The 23,224-nt window shown below is 56.8% G+C and carries 19 protein-coding genes; 4 read left to right on the forward strand and 15 right to left on the reverse strand.

Features of this window, described 5'->3' with window-relative positions:
* Positions 1-36: 36 nt before the first annotated feature.
* From K7431_RS06145 to mtnA, 14 genes are all read right to left on the reverse strand, one after another.
* Positions 37-1,260 (reverse strand): putative nucleotide-diphospho-sugar transferase, encoded by a 1,224-nt coding sequence (locus K7431_RS06145; RefSeq protein ID WP_012722938.1) that lies wholly within the window; start codon positions 1,258-1,260, stop codon positions 37-39.
* 2 nt (positions 1,261-1,262) lie between these two features.
* Entirely contained in the window at positions 1,263-2,069 is an 807-nt protein-coding gene (locus tag K7431_RS06150) for a glycosyltransferase (RefSeq protein WP_012722937.1), read from the reverse strand.
* A complete protein-coding gene (locus K7431_RS06155) occupies positions 2,069-3,352 on the reverse strand; it encodes a flippase (RefSeq protein ID WP_043204985.1) in 1,284 nt (427 codons plus the stop codon). The genes K7431_RS06150 and K7431_RS06155 overlap by 1 nt, the downstream gene beginning before the upstream one ends.
* Positions 3,353-4,233: 881 nt before the next feature.
* Entirely contained in the window at positions 4,234-4,524 is a 291-nt protein-coding gene (locus tag K7431_RS06160) for a LapA family protein (RefSeq protein ID WP_370636053.1), read from the reverse strand.
* On the reverse strand, positions 4,499-4,795 hold the full coding sequence (ihfB, locus tag K7431_RS06165) for an integration host factor subunit beta (RefSeq protein WP_003218804.1): 297 nt from the start codon (positions 4,793-4,795) through the stop codon (positions 4,499-4,501). Before ihfB ends, K7431_RS06160 begins: the two co-directional genes overlap by 26 nt.
* Positions 4,796-4,927: 132 nt before the next feature.
* Positions 4,928-5,212: a hypothetical protein gene (locus K7431_RS06170; protein ID WP_012722934.1), complete on the reverse strand. Its 285-nt coding sequence runs from the start codon at positions 5,210-5,212 to the stop codon at positions 4,928-4,930.
* Positions 5,213-5,374: 162 nt separating this feature from the next.
* Positions 5,375-7,066, reverse strand: coding sequence for a 30S ribosomal protein S1 (gene rpsA / locus K7431_RS06175; protein ID WP_012722933.1), 1,692 nt, complete (start codon positions 7,064-7,066; stop codon positions 5,375-5,377).
* 120 nt (positions 7,067-7,186) lie between these two features.
* Positions 7,187-7,876 (reverse strand): (d)CMP kinase, encoded by a 690-nt coding sequence (gene cmk / locus K7431_RS06180; protein WP_012722932.1) that lies wholly within the window; start codon positions 7,874-7,876, stop codon positions 7,187-7,189.
* Positions 7,873-10,083, reverse strand: coding sequence for a bifunctional prephenate dehydrogenase/3-phosphoshikimate 1-carboxyvinyltransferase (locus K7431_RS06185; protein ID WP_043204980.1), 2,211 nt, complete (start codon positions 10,081-10,083; stop codon positions 7,873-7,875). The genes cmk and K7431_RS06185 overlap by 4 nt, the downstream gene beginning before the upstream one ends.
* Before the next feature lie 28 nt (positions 10,084-10,111).
* Entirely contained in the window at positions 10,112-11,224 is a 1,113-nt protein-coding gene (gene hisC, locus K7431_RS06190; protein ID WP_012722930.1) for a histidinol-phosphate transaminase, read from the reverse strand.
* 9 nt (positions 11,225-11,233) lie between these two features.
* A complete protein-coding gene (pheA, locus tag K7431_RS06195) occupies positions 11,234-12,328 on the reverse strand; it encodes a prephenate dehydratase (RefSeq protein WP_003172650.1) in 1,095 nt (364 codons plus the stop codon).
* Positions 12,328-13,413: a 3-phosphoserine/phosphohydroxythreonine transaminase gene (serC, locus tag K7431_RS06200; protein ID WP_012722929.1), complete on the reverse strand. Its 1,086-nt coding sequence runs from the start codon at positions 13,411-13,413 to the stop codon at positions 12,328-12,330. The genes pheA and serC overlap by 1 nt, the downstream gene beginning before the upstream one ends.
* Before the next feature lie 242 nt (positions 13,414-13,655).
* Positions 13,656-16,310 (reverse strand): DNA gyrase subunit A, encoded by a 2,655-nt coding sequence (gene gyrA / locus K7431_RS06205; protein ID WP_012722928.1) that lies wholly within the window; start codon positions 16,308-16,310, stop codon positions 13,656-13,658.
* A gap of 424 nt (positions 16,311-16,734) precedes the next feature.
* Positions 16,735-17,811, reverse strand: a complete 1,077-nt coding sequence (gene mtnA, locus K7431_RS06210; protein ID WP_012722927.1) for an S-methyl-5-thioribose-1-phosphate isomerase — start codon at positions 17,809-17,811, stop codon at positions 16,735-16,737.
* Positions 17,812-17,919: 108 nt separating this feature from the next.
* Between mtnA and K7431_RS06215 the strand changes: the two genes are divergently transcribed.
* The 4 genes from K7431_RS06215 to K7431_RS06230 all read left to right on the forward strand — a co-directional run bounded on the left by K7431_RS06215 (position 17,920) and on the right by K7431_RS06230 (position 21,609).
* A complete protein-coding gene (locus K7431_RS06215; protein ID WP_012722926.1) occupies positions 17,920-19,251 on the forward strand; it encodes a TRZ/ATZ family hydrolase in 1,332 nt (443 codons plus the stop codon).
* Between the two features lie 64 nt (positions 19,252-19,315).
* Positions 19,316-20,014 (forward strand): bifunctional 2-polyprenyl-6-hydroxyphenol methylase/3-demethylubiquinol 3-O-methyltransferase UbiG, encoded by a 699-nt coding sequence (gene ubiG / locus K7431_RS06220; RefSeq protein WP_003172645.1) that lies wholly within the window; start codon positions 19,316-19,318, stop codon positions 20,012-20,014.
* Between the two features lie 4 nt (positions 20,015-20,018).
* Positions 20,019-20,690: an N-acetylmuramic acid 6-phosphate phosphatase MupP gene (gene mupP, locus K7431_RS06225; RefSeq protein ID WP_012722925.1), complete on the forward strand. Its 672-nt coding sequence runs from the start codon at positions 20,019-20,021 to the stop codon at positions 20,688-20,690.
* A gap of 178 nt (positions 20,691-20,868) precedes the next feature.
* On the forward strand, positions 20,869-21,609 hold the full coding sequence (locus tag K7431_RS06230; RefSeq protein ID WP_012722924.1) for a YciK family oxidoreductase: 741 nt from the start codon (positions 20,869-20,871) through the stop codon (positions 21,607-21,609).
* A 68-nt stretch (positions 21,610-21,677) separates the two neighbouring features.
* Here K7431_RS06230 and K7431_RS06235 read toward each other — a convergent pair whose 3' ends face one another.
* Positions 21,678-23,192 (reverse strand): ABC transporter substrate-binding protein, encoded by a 1,515-nt coding sequence (locus K7431_RS06235; protein ID WP_012722923.1) that lies wholly within the window; start codon positions 23,190-23,192, stop codon positions 21,678-21,680.
* Positions 23,193-23,224 lie beyond the last annotated feature (32 nt).

Genomic DNA, 23,224 nt, shown 5'->3' on the forward strand with positions numbered 1-23,224 from the left:
GCCATCAGCCTATCTACTAATGACGCACCCCAAGTATCAGAGCTTCCACATATCCCTATTCATTCTAAAGCTCGATAAAAATACAAACAACCTTGAAAAATTCATCATTCTATTGGGACCGAATATACGCAACGCCAATTTCAAACCAGTATTTATAACTCTCAGTTTCACCCTATTATCTTTCAAGTCTCCAAAGCCAGTAGATTTATAACTTCCGTTATTTCTGAGCAAATAGTTTTTTGACCCAAACCTTGCTACCACCCCACTAGAGTCAAAAGGATCATGATTGACCGGCAATTCTGGTAGAACGCTAGCGTACGCCCGACGAAAAGTTGGAGATATGTAGTCACCATTTGACATATAATCAAAACTATAGGCAACATTAGGAACCTTGTCTTTATATCCATCCAGCGCCTCTTTGTAAGTAAGCACTAATGGCATATAATCTTTTCGCCCTTTAGTTTTAGTCGAAAATGGACGTTTCGAAAGAAACTGAGGATTCTTCTCATCAAACGCACTAAAATGAAAGAATACCAAGGCATATTTACCGTTTACCACGTACCCAGTTTCTTCAGCAGCATCGATCACCCTCTCATGCATATTCCAAAATGCGACGTTATATCCAAGATCAAAAGAAATATAAAGTGTTGGAAAAAAGCACGGTGCAATAGTTACCCATTTTTGATCAGTTGACAAACCAAATTGCGTTTCGAAGTAACAGGATTCAAGACAGCGATCACTCCACCATTCTAGGAATCTTATCGCCTCAGGTGTTTTTCTGACAGCAAAGAAACCTAGATTAAAGGATCCAAACCGCATCATACCTAAATCACTTGCTGGCTCAGGTGTAATATAATGAGGAGTAAGGATTATCTCTTTTTCATCCAACAACTCTGACAACCGATCAAGCGATGAGAATAAGCATGTATCCGGATCTAAGAAAACAACCTTTTCGGAAAATTTTAAAAGATCTAATGCTATCCATGGTTTTAGACTAGTGCTGAATTCCGTAATGTCATATTTGAAAGCTAGTTGTTCCAAGCCTTCGTAACCAATATCTTCAATCCACACAAACTGTGCAATAGAGTAAAATTGCTCTAGATCAACCTTGTCGGTCTTCCGATCAAACAAATAAATCTTTAACTTCGGATGTTTAAACTTCTGCAAAGACTCAGCTAAGACTAGCGCTTTAGGCAAATACGCAATATTACAAACCGTAAATATCGCAAACTGTGCGTTCTTAGTCGACACTTCAAACATTGCTATTTAACCTCACTATGGGCAATACGCACTAACAACTGCGTTGCTAAATAAATACAGTAGAACTTAAAGAACTTAGCTGCAAATTTCATACGCCTCGCCACAAGAGATGAAATTATTAACTTTAAGCTAGCTTTACTGGTATCAACAATTCGAAAAAGCGGATAAGGACGCAAATAATATTCTTTCGAAAAAAAACGATATACCTTGTCATCCTGCTCGCTCACATGATCGAAACCGGGAGCATAAGAACACTCCCCTATCTTCAGACCTGCATTATTTGTATCAAGGCAGTACTTATAGTCCACGCCATCTACAAAATAACTACAATCGTGCCAGTTTAGCAACTTCAACTTATCAAGGAAATAAAGTGAACCACTATTAATCGAGAGTTCAACATCTTTAAGCTCACCTCCCGTAGCATTCTCGCAATTGATCGCCTTAGCATTAAACCAAAAAGAACTATAACTATCAGCAATATCTAGACGCTTAATATAATAGTTCTCTATAAATTCCAAAGTCTGAATACTAAAACCGGTATCCTGATCGAAAAAAACCAGAGCATCTATATTATCAGCGTACGCTTGCGCGCATACTGTTGATATACCATATCCTAGGCCCACATTTTTTCCGCAAGTAAAATAGTGTACGCAAGGGGTATTTTTAGATATCCGTTTAACACTCTCCACTTCTGGAGAGTTATCGAAAATATAGACGTCGAATCCAGCTAACACCATCATGGAAATTCGATCTAGTACAGGTTGACCTGGTTTAAAAACAACAATTCCAACTGCTATTTTACGGGACATTAATTCCTCTCCTGCTTGAGAAAAATTTTACGGCTAAGTAAGAACATCAACGACATATCCACAAATGCTCTAATCACCCAAACAACTACGGCACCCATCAATCCAAAATTTCTTACCGCCAGATACAGAATAGGAAAATATATACAAAACTCTGCCAAGTGTACGATGGCTGTTCCTTTAACATTTCCGGCCGCCTGCACTACCGAATGTGGAATTTGGGCAACTGAGTTAAACAAGATTCCAATTGCAAGGATCGAAGCTAACATCGCAGACTGTTCGGAAAATTCGGTCCCCAACCATAGAGTCATACCGAAGTTAGAACCAAATGCAGCAGTGGCACAAAAGACGAGCATTACCGCAGCAACTAACATAACACTCTTTCTGAAAAGGCTGTAAGCACTCCTCATGTCAGTCACTAACAAAGCGGAAAGTCTGGGGAATATGGCGGCTGTTAATGCAGCAGGTATTACAAGAAAACGCACAAGAACCTCAAAGGGTACTGTGTAATAGGCGACAAAACTGGCGCCCATCATGGAGGAAATTACGAATCGATCTCCTGTCACCATCAAAGGACTTATTACGTTCGACAACGTCATCCATGAGCCAAATGTTATTAGTTGGCGAATTTCGGCCTTGTGCTTTTTTGGAGAAACCCAAAAAAATGAACTTTTCTGACCGACTAAATAAGTATGTGCAATAAAGACTACAACTCTGGCAGCGACCAAACTTGCAACCATCCACTTTAACTCTGGGCCCAATATCAACACGGTCAATGCCGGTGCTCCAAAATTGGCCACACCTAATAAAACTCTCAAAACGTTAACCTTACCGAACTCTTGATATGCTTCTAATACGCCTCGCAGTCCAGAAGTTGCAGTAGTAAGAGGGATGCCTGCAGCAGCGATTAAAAATGAAATGACAACATCGCTTTGCAGTTCAGCACTCACTCCAAGCCAATGAGCCCCCAACATATGGGAAATAGCGCCCAACAAAACACCACCACACACACCAGCGAATACAACTAAAAATAAACCAAGATTTATAGTTATAGACACCTCATCAATCTTCTCTTCTGCAATCTTTTTCGCGACTGTTTGAGTTAAAGCACGGCCTAAACCAAAATCAAACAAACTAAAATAGCCAATCAATATCCATACCAATGTAAGGACACCAAACATTTCTACGCCTGTCCATTTGATCAAGTACGGAATAGTGATCAACCCCAATAGGAAGGGTGCTCCCGTTCCAATCAAATTCCAAACGGTGTTGTTTCTGATCGACATTACACAGCTCACAAAAAAATTTTAGTATCAGTCCTTGCCCCCACCCCTTAAAAATGGAGTACAAAACACGAAAATATCAAATATCAATAATTATTTTCATCAGGAGGGCAGAGTACTATTCTTAGCTACGGCTCAGCCGGGTAGTTATGCTATAGAGCATGTGAGAATCATCCATATTTTTTCACACATAACAACCCACACCAAGCCTCTGCAATCAATCTCATCGAACTGGAAAAAACGTTGCGCATGTCGACCAGGCAGCTATTAGTTTCGCGCCCGCTGAACAGGCATTGATCAAAGACGAATACCATAAGAAAATAGGCCTCATGACGGTTGGTGCAATTGAATCGTGAAAAATCGATTCATTCACTCCTAAATCACGTAGCTAAATGGCTACAACAGAACGAACGCGCCGAAATACTTTTCTACCGTCTCGACCCGCCTAATGGCCGACCATCTATTCAATCAGCACACACCTACGTGTTGACACAGGAAGCAAAGTAGTTCACTTAACTCACGAGTGCAAAACTTTCCATTATGTCGAACCGACTCTTGGCCACTCCTCAGAACAATCGACCCGTGCAACCAGATAAAACTGCAGCCACATCAGCCTAATGGTTCAGTACTGGAAGTACATGACTTAAATTGATATTCGTATACAGAGAATAGCAATCAAGTAGTTAACTTAATAAGCACAGATATATTTTTTAGGTAAAAAATCGCGCATATTAAACCATTACTGGCCTAGCACGTAAAGGCAAGAGGAAGAATAAAGGTACCATCGTTCTCACTCAACAGTGAGAAAACAACATGCAGGAAGCTCGAAGGAGAGATGACTAACCCACCCCTTCAATGTGCCGATTAAATACTCACCACTCGATTTAGCTAAGATGTCGAGTTTTTCCGAACCGATTGATCTTGACCAACACTCCTAATACGGGACCAGCGACCATTCCGACAATCAGTGAGAGTGCCAAGAATACAGACGCTGGCAGCTGAGGCGTAGCCCACCCAAAAAATGAAATGGTAATCTCCTGTTGATTCTCAAGCACAAATGCCAGAACCAATACCAAAACCGATAGCAGTACAAGGATAGCAATGACACGTCCAACCCTAAGCATAAATCCGCCCCCTGACCATAAAGATTCAGACGCCCTCTTCCTCATCCTCATTCACCCGATCCCGCAATTCCTTCCCCGGCTTGAAATGAGGCACAAACTTCCCATCCAGACTCACCGACTGCCCAGTCTTAGGATTTCGCCCCACCCTCGGCGCGCGATAGTGCAGCGAGAAGCTGCCAAACCCACGTATCTCAATCCGATCACCCGTCGCCAGGCACTGGGACATTTGCTCGAGCATGGTCTTGATAGCCAGCTCAACATCCTTGGATGAGAGCAGCCCTTGATGGGTGACAATTCGTTCGATCAACTCCGACTTCGTCATATTTTTCCCTTCTTTTTCAAGCAGCTAGGAAAAGCGCTTCGAAGGTTTTAGCATGACTTGATGAATTTGAACAGCCCATGGATAAACTTATCTGCGGGTTAAATAAACACCTGCGTGAAACCCGTAACCGACTCAATTGCAGATGACGAGCATCTTGCGAGTCACCGCGCCAGCAGGGTTCCAGCCGAACAGGTAGTCGCCCTCTTCGTCCGTGGCGTCACTGGACTTGGTGATGACCTTGTAGCCCTGCATCTTGCACTCACGGGCGGCGCGCTTCTCGCACTTGTCCCACTTATTGCCCAGCCCCGAGCAGTCGATCTCGATGCCGCTGACGCCCCGCTTAGCGTGGGTCTTGGCACTGGTGGTGGAGCAGCCTGCAAGCATGAGCACTGCGAGTATTACAATAAGCCTGTTCATTCAACTCCTTACTGAAGCGACATCACGAAAACCGCTTTTTTCCTAAGACTATAGTCAGTTCTGACACTGATCTACTCACCTTGGTTCTCGACGTTGATTCAGCAAATTTCAGGCACAAAAAAGGGCGACCGAAGTCGCCCTTTTTCTATGGTCTGACAGAACTTAGTTCTGTTTTTCCATTTGTGCACGCAACAGGTCGCCCAGAGTGGTAGGACCAGCAGCGATGCTATCCGAAGGCTTGTCTTTCAAGCTTTGGATGGCTTCTTTCTCTTCAGCATCGTCTTTCGACTTGATGGAGAGCTGGATTACACGGCTCTTGCGGTCAACGCTGATGATCTTGGCTTCTACTTCCTGGCCTTCTTTCAGAACGTTACGCGCGTCTTCAACGCGGTCACGGCTGATTTCGGAGGCTTTCAGAGTCGCTTCGATATCGTCGGCCAGAGTGATGATGGCGCCTTTAGCGTCAACTTCTTTCACGATGCCTTTAACGATTGCGCCTTTGTCGTTGTCCTGAACGTATTCAGAGAACGGGTCGCTTTCCAGTTGCTTGATACCCAGGGAGATACGCTCGCGCTCTGGGTCAACCGACAGGATAACGGTGTCCAGCTCGTCGCCCTTCTTGAAACGACGAACAGCTTCTTCGCCCACTTCGTTCCAGGAGATGTCGGACAGGTGAACCAGGCCGTCGATGCCGCCGTCCAGACCAATGAAGATACCGAAATCGGTGATCGACTTGATGGTGCCGGAGATTTTATCGCCCTTGTTGAACTGGCCAGAGAAATCTTCCCATGGGTTAGATTTGCACTGCTTGATGCCGAGGGAGATACGACGACGCTCTTCGTCGATGTCCAGAACCATAACTTCCACTTCGTCGCCGACTTGTACGACTTTCGAAGGGTGGATGTTTTTGTTGGTCCAGTCCATTTCGGAAACGTGTACCAGGCCTTCAACGCCTTCTTCCAGCTCAGCGAAGCAGCCGTAGTCGGTCAGGTTGGTAACACGTGCGGTGACGCGAGTGCTTTCTGGGTAACGGGCTTTGATAGCGACCCATGGATCTTCACCCAGTTGCTTCAGGCCCAGGGAAACACGGTTGCGTTCGCGATCGTATTTCAGAACCTTGACATCGATCTCGTCGCCAACGTTGACGATTTCGGAAGGATGCTTGATGCGCTTCCAAGCCATGTCGGTAATGTGCAGCAGGCCATCCACGCCACCCAGGTCGACGAATGCGCCGTAGTCGGTGAGGTTTTTGACGATACCTTTGACTTGTTGGCCTTCCTGCAGGGATTCCAGCAGAGCTTCACGCTCGGCGGAGTTCTCTGCTTCCAGGACGCTGCGACGGGAAACGACAACGTTGTTGCGTTTCTGGTCGAGTTTGATGACCTTGAATTCGAGTTCTTTGCCTTCCAGGTGCGTGGTGTCGCGCACTGGACGAACGTCGACCAAAGAACCTGGCAGGAACGCACGGATGCCGTTAACGTCGACAGTGAAGCCGCCTTTAACCTTACCGTTGATAACGCCCTTGACCACTTCTTCAGCTGCGAAGGCTGCTTCGAGAACAATCCAGCATTCAGCGCGCTTGGCTTTTTCACGGGACAGCTTGGTTTCACCGAAACCGTCTTCAACCGAGTCCAGAGCAACGTGAACTTCGTCACCGACATTGATTGTCAGATCACCAGCATCGTTGTAGAACTGTTCCAGCGGGATCAGAGCTTCAGACTTCAGACCAGCGTGAACGGTTACCCAGCGAGCTTGGTAATCGATATCAACGATAACACCGGTGATGATGGAGCCTGCCTGAAGGTTCAGGGTTTTTAGGCTTTCTTCAAAGAGTTCCGCAAAGCTTTCGCTCATTTTAATTCCTGTTGATAAGGGCGAAGAATACGCCCATCTCCACACCCCAGACGGTGTGGGTCAGTTTCAGTTAAAAGAAGCCACCACAGGACTATGACTGGTCCCCTGCGGCCTTCTTGGTCACCCGGCGATATCGCGAATGGCGATCTCGCTCATGATGCGTTCCAGCACCTGCTCGATGGACAACTCCGTGGAATCCAGCTGTATGGCATCAGCCGCCGGTTTAAGCGGGGCTACTGCGCGCTGGGTATCACGCTCATCGCGTGCACGGATCTCATCTAGCAGACTCGACAGACTAACACCATCGACTTTGCCCTTCAACTGCAAGTAACGGCGGCGAGCCCGCTCCTCGGCGCTGGCGGTCAGGAAAATCTTCAAGGGCGCCTCGGGAAACACCACGGTTCCCATGTCACGGCCATCAGCCACCAGGCCCGGCGGCTCCTGAAATGCCCGCTGGCGCTGCAGCAGCGCATCACGCACGGCCGGCAGCGCGGCAACCTGGGAAGCCCAGGAACCGACTTGTTCGTTGCGCAGGTCATCCGTCACATCATCCCCTTCGAGGATGATGCGCTGGGGATGACCTTCCGTCGCGCCGACGAACTGCACATCCAAGTGTGCCGCCAGCAGCTTCAGGGATTCTTCGTTGGTCAGATCGACGCCATGGTTGCGAGCGGCAAATGCCAGCAGGCGGTACAGCGCGCCGGAATCCAGCAGGCACCAACCCAGGCGCTTGGCCAGGATGCCGGCGATCGTGCCTTTGCCCGAGCCGCTTGGCCCGTCGATGGTAATCACCGGTGCTTTGATATTCACAATTGAGCCTCTTGGGCAACACGGATGCCGACTTGGGCACACAGTGTAAGAAAGTTCGGAAAAGACGTAGCAACATTGGCGCAGTCATGGATACGAATCGGCGCCGCCGCCCGTAGGGAAGCTACGCTGAACGCCATGGCAATCCGGTGATCGCCATGGGCGTGCACGTCACCACCGCCCATCAGGCCACCGTCAATGATAATCCCATCGGGGGTCGGTTCACACTTCACCCCCAGTGCCAGCAGACCATCGGCCATGACCTGAATACGGTCGGACTCCTTCACGCGCAGCTCTTGCGCCCCACGCAACACGGTCCGCCCTTCGGCGCAGGCCGCCGCGACGAACAGCACCGGGAACTCATCGATGGCCAACGGCACCAGCGCTTCGGGAATCTCGATCCCCTTCAATGACGCCGCACGCACCCGCAAGTCCGCCACAGGCTCGCCGCCGACTTCGCGCTGATTTTCCAGGGTGATATCCGCCCCCATCAGCCGCAGGATCTCGATTACCCCGGTGCGCGTCGGATTGACCCCCACGTGCTCCAGCAAAAGCTCGGAACCCTCGGCGATCGACGCCGCCACTAGGAAAAATGCGGAGGAGGAAATATCCCCCGGCACTTCTATATGGGTGGCGATCAAGGCATGACCCGACTCCAGCGAAGCCGTCGCGCCCTCCACGGCAACCGGGTAACCAAAACCGCGCAACATGCGCTCGGTATGGTCACGGGTCGGTGCCGGTTCGGTCACGGCGGTCTTGCCCTCGGCATACAACCCCGCCAGCAACAGGCAGGACTTGACCTGGGCACTGGCCATCGGCATGGCGTACGTCAGGCCTTTCAACGCCTGACCACCCCGAATAGTCAGCGGCGGACGCCCTTCCGGCCCGGTCTCGATCACCGCGCCCATGTCCCGCAGAGGCTTGGCCACGCGATTCATCGGGCGCTTGGACAGGGACGCGTCGCCGGTCAGCACACTGTCGAAGCGCTGCGCGGCCAGCAAACCGGACAGCAGGCGCATCGATGTACCGGAGTTACCCAGGTAGATCGGCCCCGGTGCCGGCTTCAAGCCATGCAACCCCACGCCATGGATGGTCACGCGCCCATGGTGCGGCCCTTCAATCACCACGCCCATGTCACGAAACGCCTGCAACGTCGCCAAGGCGTCCTCGCCTTCGAGGAAACCTTCGACCTCAGTCACCCCCTCGGCCAACGAACCCAGCATGATCGACCGATGGGAGATCGACTTGTCACCCGGCACCCGAATGCGTCCGCTCAAGCGGCCGCCCGGGTTGGCGAGGAAGGTCAGGTCATCGGTGTTCACTGCGGTTTCCATGTAGGCCCGGCGCGCCAGGATCTTGCTGAAATGCTCACGCGCCACCCGCGCACGGGTGAACACGCCCAATAATTGGTGGCCATCTCCGGCATCGACCGCATCGCGCAAGGCGTCGAGGTCACTGCGGAAGGTGTCCAGGGTGCGCAACACCGCTTCGCGATTGGCAAGGAAGATGTCATGCCACATCACCGGGTCGCTGCCGGCAATCCGCGTGAAATCGCGGAAGCCACCGGCGGCGTAACGGAAAATCTCAAGGTTTTCGTTGCGCTTGGCCAGCGAGTCCACCAGGCCAAAAGCGAGCAAATGCGGCAAATGGCTGGTCGCCGCCAGCACTTCGTCGTGACGCTCGACCTGCATATGCTCGACATCCGCCCCCAGCTCACGCCACAGACGATCCACCACCGCCAACGCGGCCGGGTCGGTTTGCGCAAGCGGCGTCAGGATGACTTTGTGGCGACGGAACAGCTGCGCATTCGACGCTTCCACCCCGCTCTGCTCGGAACCGGCAATCGGATGGCCCGGCACAAAGCGCGCGGGCATGCCGCCAAACGCCTGTTGCGCCGCACGCACCACATTGCCCTTGGCACTGCCGACATCCGTCAGGATCGCCTGGCCCAGGTCCATGCCCGCCAACACGGCCAGCAGCTTCTCCATGGCCAGGATCGGCACGGCCAGCTGGATCACGTCAGCGCCCTGGCACGCGAGCGCCAGGTCCGCCTCACAACGATCCACCACCCCCAACTCAACCGCCAACGTGCGCGATTGCGGGTCCAGGTCCACACCGACCACTTCGCCGCACAGCCCGCTTTCACGCAGGCCTTTGGCGAAAGAGCCGCCGATCAACCCCAGACCGACCACCACCAGGCGCCCGATCATAGGCACAGCAGGTTGCAATGCAGTGACATCAACCACGAGCCAGAACCTTGGCCAACGCCTCCAGGAAGCGGCTGTTTTCAGCCGGCAAACCGATGGTGATACGCAGGTGGTTCGGCATGCCGTAGTTGGCCACCGGACGCACGATCACGCCTTCGCGCAGCAGGCCCTGGAAGACCGGGGCAGCCACCTGGCCGAGGTCGACGCAGATGAAGTTGCCCTTGGACGGAATCCAGCCCAGGCCCAGCTCACGGAAGCCTTGCTGCAACTGCAACATGCCGCTTTCGTTGATGCGGCGGCCTTCTTCCAGGTACTCGGCATCCTTCACCGCCGCACAGGCCGCCGCCAGGGCGAGGCTGTTGACGTTGAACGGCTGGCGCACGCGATTCAGCACGTCAGCGACGACCGCGCTGGACAAACCGTAGCCGACCCGCAGCGACGCCAGGCCGTAAGCCTTGGAGAAGGTGCGCGAGACCAGCAGGTTCGGGTAGGCAGCCAGGAAATCCAGGCCGTCCGGCAGGTCGCTGCCTTCGGCGTATTCGATGTACGCCTCGTCCAGCACCACCAGCACGTGCTCAGGCACGTCTTGCAGGAAGTCGTTCAGCGCCTGAGCGTCGAACCAGGTGCCTGTCGGGTTGTTCGGGTTGGCGATAAACACCACGCGGGTCTGTGCGTCGATGGCCGCCAGCATGGCCGGCAGGTCATGACCCCATTCCTTCGCAGGAATAATGCGCGCGTCAGCGCCGACCGCCTGGGTCACGATCGGATAGACCGCGAACGCATGTTCACTGAACACCGCGTTCAGGCCCGGCGCCAGGTAGGCACGACCGACCAGCTCAAGAATATCGTTGGAACCGTTACCCAGGGTCACTTGGTTCAGCTCGACCCGGCACTTCTCCGCCAGCAGGGACTTGAGCGCAAAGCCGTTGCCATCGGGATAGCGGGTCAGCTCAGCCAACTCTTCACGGATCGCCGCCAGCACTTTAGGGCTAGGGCCCAGCGGGTTCTCGTTGCTCGCCAACTTGACGATTTTGGACGGATCCAGGTTCAACTCACGCGCCAGCTCGTCCACAGGCTTGCCCGGAACGTAAGGCGACAGTTGTTGCACGCCCGGCTGAGCCAGGGCGAGGAAGTTGCCACTCATGTTAACGCCTCACAGAACCGCTTTCGGGTAAGAGCCCAGCACCTTGAGTGCAACGGCTTCCTGACTGATTTTCTCGAGCACGCCTTTGACCAGTGGGTCGCGGTGATGGCCGATGAAGTCGATAAAGAACACGTAAGTCCATTTACCGCTGCGCGAAGGACGAGTCTCGATGCGCGTCAGGTCAATCCCGTTGTCGTGAAACGGCACCAGCAGTTCATGCAGCGCGCCGGGCTTGTTGCTCATGGAGACGATGATCGAAGTCTTGTCGTCGCCGGTCGGCGGCACTTCCTGGCTGCCGATCATCAGGAAGCGCGTGGAGTTGTCCGGGCGGTCCTCGATTTTTTCGGCCAGGCGCGTCAGGCCGTACAGGCCCGCCGCCATATCACCGGCGATGGCCGCCGAGTTCCACTCACCCTTGACCCGCTTGGCCGCTTCGGCGTTGCTGGAGACCGCCACGCGCTCGACATTCGGGTAATGCGCATCCAGCCATTTGCGGCACTGGGCCAGGGACTGGGCGTGGGAATAGATACGGCTGATGCTGTCGGTCTTGGTGTTCTCGCCCACCAACAGGTGGTGGTGGATACGCAACTCGACTTCGCCGCAGATCACCATATCGTGCTCGAGGAAGCTGTCCAGCGTGTGGTTGACCGCGCCTTCGGTGGAGTTTTCCACCGGCACCACGCCAAAATTCACCGCGCCGGCTGCCACTTCACGGAACACTTCGTCGATCGCCGCCATGGGCTTACTGATCACTGCGTGACCGAAGTGTTTCATGGCCGCCGCTTGGGTGAAGGTGCCCTCAGGGCCGAGATAAGCCACTTTCAGCGGCTGCTCCAGCGCCAGGCACGAGGACATGATTTCACGGAACAACCGCGCCATCTCTTCGTTGCCCAACGGGCCCTTGTTGCGTTCCATCACGCGCTTGAGCACCTGGGCTTCACGCTCAGGCCGGTAGAAAACCGGCACTTCACCTTCCGCCAGGGACGCCATCTTCACGCGTGCCACTTCCTGGGCGCACCGCGCGCGCTCACTGATCAGTTCCAGGACTTTCTCGTCCAGACTGTCAATGCGTACGCGCAGGGCCTTGAGTTCTTGCTCAGACATTAGCCGTGTTCCTTTTCGAACTCTGCCATGTAGGCAATCAGCGCCTTGATGGCATTGATGTCGACAGCGTTGTAGATGGAGGCGCGCATGCCACCGACCGAACGGTGGCCCTTGAGGTTCAGCAGGCCGCGCTCGTCGGCACCGGCCAGGAATGGCTTGTCCAGGCGATCGTCAGCCAGGCGGAACGGCACGTTCATCCACGAGCGGTCGGTCAGGTTGATCGGGTTGCTGTACAGGCCGCTGGCGTCGATGAAGTCGTACAGGGTGCGCTTCTTCTCTTCGTTGAGCTTGCCCATGGCGGCGACACCGCCCTGCTCTTTCAGCCACTCGAAGACCAGGCCGGACAGGTACCAGGCGAACGCCGGCGGGGTGTTGTACATCGAGCCGTTATCGGCCGCGACCTTGTAGTTGAGCATGGTCGGGCACAGCGAACGGGCACGCCCCAGCAGGTCTTCGCGGATGATGTTGACCAGGATGCCGCTCGGGCCGATGTTCTTCTGCGCACCCGCGTAGATCATGCCGTACTTGGACACATCGATCGGGCGCGAAAGGATGTCAGAAGACATGTCGCACACCAGCGGAACGTCGCCGACTTCCGGTACCCAGTCGAATTCCAGGCCGCCGATGGTTTCGTTCGCTACGTAATGCACGTAGGCGGCGTCCTTCGACAGCTTCCACTCGTTCTGGCCGGGAATGGCAAAGTAATCGTAAGGCTTGGCGGTGCCCGCCACATTGACGTGACCGTAGCGGGAGGCCTCTTCAATGGCTTTCTGACCCCAGATACCGGTGTCGATGTAGTCGGCAGTGCCGTCTTCCGGCAGCAGGTTCAGCGGGATCTGGGCGAACTGCTGGCTCGCGCCGCCCTGCAGGAACAGCACTTTGTAATGGGAGGGGATGCCCAGCAAGTCGCGCAGATCCTGCTCGGCCTTGGTGGCAATGGACACGAACTCATCGCTGCGATGGCTCATTTCCATCACGGAGAGGCCTTTTCCATGCCAGTCGAGGAGTTCACCCTGCGCACGCTGCAGGACTGCTTCAGGAAGCGCCGCGGGACCGGCACAGAAGTTATAGGCTCTCTTGCTCACATCCAATCTCACTCTGATCTGGTGGGGCTGCAATCATATTCGGCAACAACCTTTATCGGGAGCGAACCCTTGTGGGAGCTGGCTTGCCTGCGATAAGGGCACCTCGGTAGCGCAGTGATACCGCGGCGCTGCCATCGCAGGCAAGCCAGCTCCCACATTGACCGCGTCCAGCCAAAGGACGTTTATTTCATAAGGGACAAACAACAAGGGGGCGAATCTTCATCCGCCCCCTGTGTGTCCGCTTATTCCTGCGGTTCTTCTTCGTCTGCGGCAGCATCGAGGGTTGGCTCGTCGACGTTGTCATCGCCTGCTGCGATCACCTCGCCTTCAAATTCCTCGCCTTCCAGCGCTTCGCCTTCGACTTCCGACGGCTCCTGGACACGCTCCAGGCCGACCAGTTTTTCGTCCTTGGCCAGCTTGATCAAGGTCACGCCCTGGGTGTTACGGCCCAGGCTCGACACTTCAGCCACACGGGTACGCACCAGGGTGCCCTGGTCGGAAATCAGCATGATTTCCTCGCCGTCGAGCACCTGGACCGCGCCGACCAGACGGCCGTTGCGGTCGTTGCTGACCATGGCGATCACGCCCTGGCCGCCACGCTTGTACTCCGGGAACTCGCTGATGGCCGTACGCTTGCCATAACCGCGCTCGGAAGCGGTGAGGATCTGGCTGCCTTCTTCCGGGATCAGCATCGAAATCAGCTTCTGCCCTTCCGGCAGGCGCATGCCGCGCACACCGCGGGCGGTACGGCCCATGGCACGAACGTCGGATTCCTTGAAGCGCGTCACCTTGCCACCGTCGGAGAACAGCATGACTTCACGCTCGCCATCGGTGATGGCGGCGGAGATCAGTACGTCGCCTTCGTCCAGCTCCAAGGCGATCAGGCCCACGCTGCGTTGACGGCTGAAGGATTCCAGCGGGGTCTTCTTCACGGTGCCTTTGGCGGTCGCCATGAAGATGAAGTGACCTTCGGTGTATTCCTCGACCGGCAGCATGGTGGTGATGTATTCATCACTGTCCAGCGGCAGCAGGTTGACCAGCGGACGACCACGGGCGGCACGCGACGCTTCCGGGATTTCGTAGGTTTTCAGCCAGTACACCTTGCCCTTGCTGGAGAACAGCAGCAGCGTGGTGTGACTGTTGGCGACCAGCAGGTGAGCGATGTAGTCCTCATCCTTGACGCCGGTAGCCGATTTACCTTTACCGCCACGGCGCTGGGCCTGGTACGCCGCCAACGGCTGGGTCTTGGCATAGCCACCGTGGGAAATGGTCACCACGCGCTCTTCTTCCGGGATCATGTCACCCAGGGTCAGGTCGAGGCGCGCGTCGAGGATCTCGGTGCGGCGCACGTCGCCGTATTCGGCGCGGATCACTTCCAGTTCTTCGCGGATCACTTCCATCAGGCGCACGGCGCTGCTGAGGATGCGGATCAACTCGCCGATCTGGTTGAGGATCTCCTGGTACTCGGCCAGCAGCTTCTCGTGCTCCAGGCCGGTCAAGCGGTGCAGGCGCAGTTCCAGGATGGCCTGGGCCTGTTCCGGCGACAGGAAGTACTTGCCGTCACGCAGGCCGTATTGCGGGTCCAGGGTCTCCGGACGGCACGAGTCGGCGCCGGCACGTTCAACCATCGCCACCACGGCGCTGGACTCCCACGGCATCTTGATCAGGGCTTCTTTAGCTTCCGACGGGGTCGGCGAAGCCTTGATCAGGGCGATCACCGGGTCGATGTTCGACAGCGCAACCGCCTGGCCTTCCAGGATGTGGCCGCGCTCGCGGGCCTTGCGCAGTTCGAACACGGTACGGCGGGTAACGACTTCGCGACGGTGACGGACGAAGGCTTCCAGCAGATCCTTGAGGTTCAGGATGCGCGGGCGGCCATCGATCAGTGCAACCACGTTGATACCAAACACGCTTTGCAGCTGGGTCTGGGCATAGAGGTTGTTGAGGATCACCTCAGGCACTTCGCCACGGCGCAGCTCGATCACGACGCGCATACCGTCTTTGTCGGACTCGTCGCGCAGCTCGGTGATGCCTTCCAGCTTCTTCTCTTTAACCAGCTCGGCGATCTTCTCGATCAGACGCGCCTTGTTCAGCTGGTAAGGGAGCTCGGTGATGACGATCTGCTGGCGGCCACCGACCTTGTCGATGTCTTCGATCATCGAGCGGGCGCGCATGTAAATGCGGCCGCGACCGGTGCGGTAGGCTTCGATGATGCCGGCGCGACCGTTGATGATCGCGGCGGTCGGGAAGTCCGGACCGGGGATGTATTGCATCAGCTCATCGACGGTCAGCTCGGGGTTGTCGATGAGGGCCAGGCAACCGTCGATGACTTCACCGAGGTTGTGCGGCGGGATGTTGGTGGCCATGCCCACGGCGATACCGCTGGAACCGTTGACCAGCAGGTTGGGGATCTTGGTTGGCATGACGGCCGGGATCATTTCGGTGCCGTCGTAGTTCGGCACCCAGTCCACGGTTTCTTTATGCAGGTCGGCCAGCAGCTCGTGCGCCAGCTTGGTCATGCGCACTTCGGTGTATCGCATGGCCGCAGCGTTGTCGCCGTCGACCGAACCGAAGTTGCCCTGGCCGTCTACCAGCAGGTAGCGCAGGGAAAACGGCTGGGCCATCCGAACGATGGTGTCGTACACCGCAGTGTCGCCGTGAGGGTGATACTTACCGATCACGTCACCGACAACACGGGCAGATTTCTTGTACGGCTTGTTCCAGTCGTTACCCAGCTCGCTCATCGCGAACAGCACACGCCGGTGCACGGGCTTCAAGCCATCGCGCGCATCAGGCAGTGCCCGACCGACAATTACGCTCATCGCGTAGTCGAGGTAGGACTGTTTCAGCTCGTCTTCGATATTGACCGGGAGGATTTCTTTGGCCAGTTCGCCCATGAGAAGCCTGATTCCTTTTTCGGGTGAAACCTCGTCACATCCATTTGGGACGAACGAAGCTCGCCGCTGCCGGCAGAGTGCCTGACAACGACTTACGACAAATCAACGAGTTATGACACGGATCTGCACGTTATAGGCCACCCCTCGGGGTGGCCCTGGAAACCGCCGGATGTTATCACAATCGCCGCCACGCACCTATCCCCCTGATGCGCATGGAGCATAGTAAGTTGACGGATGACAGGCTTGAGGGCGACGAGAGGGGCTCAGAGGTGGGTTGGTGCTTTTTTCTGAGGGCAGATCCGAGGGTTTTGTTGACTTATAAAGCCAATCGGGGGCAAGCCCCCGCCCACATTTTGAATGCGTTCGCCGCTCAAGTGTGGGAGGGGGCTTGCCCCCGATGGCCATTCCACAAACACCACACCCCTCAATGCAACCGCTTACGGCACATCAACTTGGCCAATTTGGCCGTATCCGGCCGCTCGACCACACCTTTCTCGGTCACGATCACGTCGATCAGGTCGGCCGGCGTCACGTCAAACACCGGGTTGTAGGCATTCACATCCGCCGCAAAGCGCTGGCCGGCCACTTCCAGCAACTCACCGGCATCGCGCTCTTCCAGGGCAACGTCATCGCCAGTGGCCATCATCATGTCCAGGGTGGAACTCGGCGCCACCACCATGAAACGCACGCCATGGTGCATCGCGCACACCGCCAGCTGGTAGGTGCCGATCTTGCTGATCACGTCACCATTGGCGGCAATGCAATCGGCGCCGACGATCACCCACGTCACGCCTTTGGTCTTGAGGATATGCGCCCCCGCCGAATCGGCATTCACCGTCACCGGGATACCCTCGCCCGCCAGTTCCCAGGCGGTCAGCCGCGAACCTTGCAGCCAGGGGCGCGTTTCGTTGGCATAGACCTGCTCGACCATGCCCTCCAGGTAGGCTGCGCGAATCACTCCGAGCGCCGTTCCCACGCCGCCGGTCGCCAGGGCGCCTGCGTTGCCGTGGGTGAGGATGGCCTGGGCATTGCCCTGGTGCTTGCGGATCAGTTCGACGCCCAGTTGGGCCATGGTCAGGTTGGCTTCGCGATCACTTTCATGGATCGCGATGGCTTCGGCTTCCAGCACCGCCAGCGGATCGGCGTGCTTCTTGACGCGATCCAGACGGTCGCGCATGCGCTTCAACGCCCAGAACAGGTTCGATGCGGTGGGACGGGCATCGGCTAACAGTGCGTAGTCTTCTTCCCAGGCAGCCTGCCAGTCACCGCCCTCGGCGATGCGCACACGGGCCGCCAACACCAGGCCATACGCAGCACTGATGCCAATGGCCGGCGCACCGCGCACCACCATCGTACGGATGGCTGCCGCCACGTCTTCGACCGTCACGCAGGCCACCCAGCTTTCCCGGGATGGCAAGGCACGCTGATCGAGCAGGTACAGCGCGCCATCACGCCAATCGATGGCCTTCACCTTCTCCGCTGCCAACAGTCGATCGCGCATCCCTTACTCCGCACTCAAGAACAAAGCCGCCGATTATAGCGATCCGCCAGCCAGGACGCTCGGGTATACTTCGCCCTTCTTTTATAGCTGCCTGGGAAGAAGCCCGCGATGACCGCCACTGCCGCCCCGCTCGACGTGTTGCTGCTGCCAACCTGGCTGGTGCCTGTCGAACCCGCTGGCGTGGTGCTCAAGGAGCATGGCCTGGGCATCCGCGATGGGCGCATTGCCTTTATCGGGCCACGGGCAGCGGCCTTGAAGCTGGCAACCCACGAGGTGCGCGAGCTGCCGGGCATGCTGCTCAGCCCCGGCCTGGTCAACGCCCACGGGCATGCGGCGATGAGCCTGTTTCGCGGCCTGGCCGACGACCTGCCACTGATGACCTGGCTGGAAAAACACATCTGGCCCGCCGAGGCCAAGTGGGTCGATGAAGCGTTCGTACGCGACGGCACCGACCTGGCCATCGCCGAGCAGCTCAAGGGTGGCATCACCTGCTTCTCCGACATGTACTTTTACCCCAAGGTCGCCAGCGACTGCGTGCACAACAGCGGCATGCGCGCGCAGATCGCGATTCCGATCCTCGACTTCCCGATTCCCGGCGCCAGCACGGCCGATGAGGCGATTCGCCAGGGCATTGAACTGTTCGGCGACCTCAAGCACCACCCGCGCATCAAGATCACCTTCGGCCCCCATGCGCCTTACACCGTGTGCGATGACAACCTGGAAAAAATCCGCGTAATCGCCGAAGAGCTGGACGCCACGATCCATATGCATGTTCACGAAACCGCCTTTGAAGTGCAGCAAGCCGTCGAGCAGACCGGCGAGCGCCCACTGGCGCGCCTGGGCCGCCTCGGGCTGTTGGGGCCGCGCTTCCAGGCCGTTCATATGACCCAAATCAGCGAAGATGACCTGGCTTTGCTGGTAGAAAGCAACACCAGCGTCATCCATTGCCCGGAATCCAACCTGAAACTGGCCAGCGGCTTTTGCCCGGTGGAGCGTCTGTGGCAGGCTGGCGTGAATGTGGCCATCGGCACCGATGGCGCCGCCAGCAACAATGACCTCGACCTGCTGGGCGAAACCCGCACTGCGGCGATGCTGGCGAAGGCCGTCGCCGGTTCGGCCACAGCGCTGGATGCCCACCGTGCCCTGCGCATGGCGACGCTCAATGGCGCGCGGGCCATGGGCCTGGAAAGCGAGATTGGCTCGCTGGAGGTCGGCAAGGCGGCGGATATCGTTGCCTTCGATCTGTCGGGGCTGGCGCAACAACCGATCTACGATCCGGTCTCACAACTTATATATGCCACCGGACGCGATTGCGTGAAACACCTTTGGGTCGCCGGCAAGCAATTGCTCGACGACCGGCAGTTGACCCGCATGGATGAACACCAGTTGACCGCCACGGCCATCGCCTGGGGCCAACGTATCAGCGGGCACAGCGAATAACGCCGGTCTTGAACCGTATCGTTCAGGGCTGACAAACCGATTTATCAGATTTAGAGGATTCACCATGAGCAACGTCGACCACGCCGAAATCGCCAAATTCGAAGCCCTGGCTCACCGCTGGTGGGACCGAGAAAGCGAGTTCAAACCCCTGCACGACATCAACCCGCTGCGGGTCAACTGGATTGACGAACGCGTCAACCTGGCCGGCAAGAAGGTGCTGGACGTGGGCTGCGGCGGCGGCATCCTCAGCGAAGCCATGGCCCAGCGCGGCGCGACCGTGATGGGCATCGACATGGGTGAGGCGCCCTTGGCGGTGGCCCAGCTGCACCAGCTGGAATCCGGCGTGAGCGTGGAGTATCGCCAGATCACCGCCGAAGCCCTGGCTGAAGAGATGCCCGAGCAGTTCGACGTGGTCACCTGCCTGGAAATGCTCGAGCACGTGCCGGACCCGTCCTCTGTGATCCGTGCGTGCTTCCGCATGGTCAAGCCGGGCGGCCAGGTGTTCTTCTCCACCATCAACCGCAACCCCAAGGCCTACCTGTTCGCGATCATCGGCGCCGAATACATCATGAAGCTGCTGCCACGCGGCACCCATGACTTCAAGAAATTCATCCGCCCTTCCGAGCTGGGCGCCTGGAGCCGCCAGGCCGGGCTGACCGTCAAGGACATCATCGGCCTGACCTACAACCCGCTGACCAAACACTACAAGCTGGCCAGCGATGTTGACGTCAACTACATGATCCAGACCCTGCGCGAGGAGTGAGCCTGTGAAGTTGCGAGCGGTTCTCTTCGATATGGACGGTACCCTGCTGGACACCGCGCCGGACTTTATCGCCATCTGCCAGGCCATGCGCGCCGACCGCGGCCTGGCGCCGATCAATCCCCAGCACATCCGCGATGAAATCTCCGGCGGTGCACGGGCGATGGTCGCCGTGACCTTCTCGATGGACCCGGAATCCCCAGGCTTTGAAGCGCTGCGCCAGGAGTTCCTCGAGCGCTACCTCAAGGGCTGCGCGGTCCACAGCACATTATTCGACGGCATGGCCGAGCTGCTGGAAGACATCGAAAAAGCCAAACTGATCTGGGGCGTGGTCACCAATAAGCCACTGCGCTTTGCCGAACCGATCATGCAGCAGCTGGGCCTGGCCGAGCGCTCGGCGCTGCTGATCTGCCCCGACCATGTGAAAAACAGCAAGCCGGACCCGGAGCCGATGATCCTGGCGTGCAAGATGCTCGACCTGGACCCGGCCAGCGTGCTGTTCGTGGGCGATGACCTGCGCGATATCGAGTCCGGCCGCGACGCCGGCACCCGTACCGCGGCGGTGACCTACGGCTATATCCACCCGGACGACAACCCGCGCCATTGGGGTGCCGATGTGGTGGTGGATCACCCGCTGGAGCTGCGTAAAGTGCTGGATAACGCACTGTGCAGTTGCTGATTGGGAATGCTTGCGGCTGATGTGCCTTTGTGGCGAGGGAGCTTGCTCCCGCTGGCCTGCGTAGCAGGCCCATCTTTTGGGGCCGCTTCGCGCCCCAGCGGGAGCAAGCTCCCTCGCCACAAAAGCAAAGGCTGCGATCAATCACATGGATTTTCTGTGAATTCTGTCGAGGTTGTTTATGTTTGATTACTCCGCACGTCCAGAACTGCTCAAAGGCCGAATCATCCTGGTGACCGGTGCCGGTCGCGGGATTGGCGCGGCAGCGGCGAAAACCTACGCCGCCCATGGCGCTACCGTGCTGTTGCTGGGCAAGACCGAAGCCAACCTGGCCCAGGTCTATGACGAAATCGAAGCGGCGGGCCAGCCGCAACCGGTGGTGATCCCGTTCAACCTGGAGACCGCCCTGCCCCATCAGTACGATGAGCTGGCCGCGATGATCGAAAAAGAATTCGGCCACCTCGACGGCCTGCTGCACAACGCCTCGATCATCGGCCCACGCACGCCGATCGAGCAGTTGTCCGGTGAGAATTTCATGCGGGTCATGCACGTGAACGTCAACGCGATGTTCATGCTGACCAGCACCCTGCTGCCGCTGCTCAAACTGTCCCAGGATGCGTCGGTGGTGTTCACCTCCAGCAGCGTCGGGCGTAAGGGCCGGGCGTATTGGGGGGCTTACGGAGTGTCGAAGTTTGCGACCGAGGGGCTGATGCAAACCCTGGCCGATGAGCTGGAGGACGTGGCGGCAGTACGGGCCAACAGCATCAACCCCGGTGGCACGCGCACCAGCATGCGCGCCCAGGCGTACCCAGGGGAAAACCCGATGGAAAGGCCGGCGCCGGAAGAGATCATGCCGGTGTACCTGTACCTGATGGGGCCGGACAGTGCCGGCATCAACGGGCAGGCGTTCGACGCGCAATAACAGGCACACTATAAAACCAAATGTGGGAGGGGGCTTGCCCCCTCCCACATTTTTTATTGCAGTGTTCTTTAGTTTTTCACCACTTCCTCAAGGGTGAAACGCCCCAGCGGGTTTTGCAGGAAGTTGCTCACATTCTTGCGTGAGATGTTGATGTACGGGCTGTAGTACAAGTCGATCCAGTTCACGTCCTGTTTCGCCAATTTCTGCAATTCCACATACATCTGCTCACGCTTGGCGGGGTCGGCCTCGATGCGTGCGGCGGCTACGAGGTCCTTGACCTTGTCGTTCTTGTAGCGGGTCATGTAGTTCTGGTTGGTGTCGTGGCCCAGCACGAAGGTGGTCTTCTGGTCCGGGTCGAGGATGTCGTTGGTCCAGTACATCACCGAAATATCGTACTCACCGTCCACCAGCATCTGCCAGCTTTGGGTCGGGTCGACCTTTTGCAGGTTGGCGGTCACGCCGACCTTGGCCAGTTGGTCCTTGATGATCACCGCAATCTGCTCGTCGGCTTCGTTGCCGGCGTTGACCACGTAGTTGAGCTTCAAGTCCTTGGCGCCGGCCTGCTCCAGCAGCTTCTTGGCGGCGGTCGGATCGTACGGGCGCTGCAGGTTGTTGGCGTAGTGGTACAGCGAGCCCTTTGGAATGTAGGAATAGGCCACGGTGCCCTGACCGTAGGTGGCGGTCTTGACCAGCGATTGTTTGTCGATAGCCATGTCCAGCGCTTCACGCACTTCCTGCTTGGCCAGCAAGCCATGGGCGTGGTTGATCAGCAGGTGATCTTCACGGGTCGACGGGTCGGCGTGGATCACCACGTTCTTGTCTTTCTTCAGCTCTTCAACCCGTGAGAACGGTACGAAGATCGCCGTGTCCAGCTCGTTGTTCTGCACCATGCGCATGCGGGTGTTGTCGTCGGTGACGGACACCCACTCCACGCCATCCAGGCTCACGTTCTTGGCCTGCCAGAAGTTCGGGTTCTTCTTGAGGATCACCCGATCGCCCTTGCGCCACTCGTCCACGGTAAACGCACCGGAGGTCACCGGGTTTTCCGAGTAGGCGTCTTCGCCCATCTTGGTCATGGCTTTTTCCGACAGGATCGATACCGTCGGCGACGCCAGTTGCGAGAGGAAGGCTACGGCCGGAGTCTTGAGGGTGACCACCAGGGTTTTCGGGTCCGACGCCTTGGCGGTGTTGATCAGGTTGAACGGATCGGCCCACAGCGAGGCCTTGTTGTCGCGAATACGCAATAGGCTGAACGCCGCATCTTCGGCGGTGATCGGCGAGCCATCCGAGAACTTCGCATCACGCAGCTTGAAGGTGTAGGTCAGGCCGTCCTTGGAGATGTCCCAGCTTTCGGCCAGGCCCGGCTCCATCTTGGTGCCCAGGTTGTCGACGCGCACCAGGGTGTCGTAGACGTTGGCGAAGACCCAGGTGTCGCGGTTCTGAGCGCTTTTGATCGGGTCGAACGTGGTGCTGTCTTCACGGCAGCCGATGGTCAATACACCCGCCGCCTGGGCAAAACCAGCGGTCAGCGACCAGGCGGTCAATGTGGCGGCGGCGAGCAACTTCAAGTGGCGCGATTGCATATCACAACTCCTTGTTAATGAATGGCAGAGGG

This window comes from Pseudomonas fluorescens group sp. (assembly GCF_020093335.1).
In the GTDB taxonomy this organism is placed as follows: domain Bacteria; phylum Pseudomonadota; class Gammaproteobacteria; order Pseudomonadales; family Pseudomonadaceae; genus Aquipseudomonas; species Aquipseudomonas petroselini.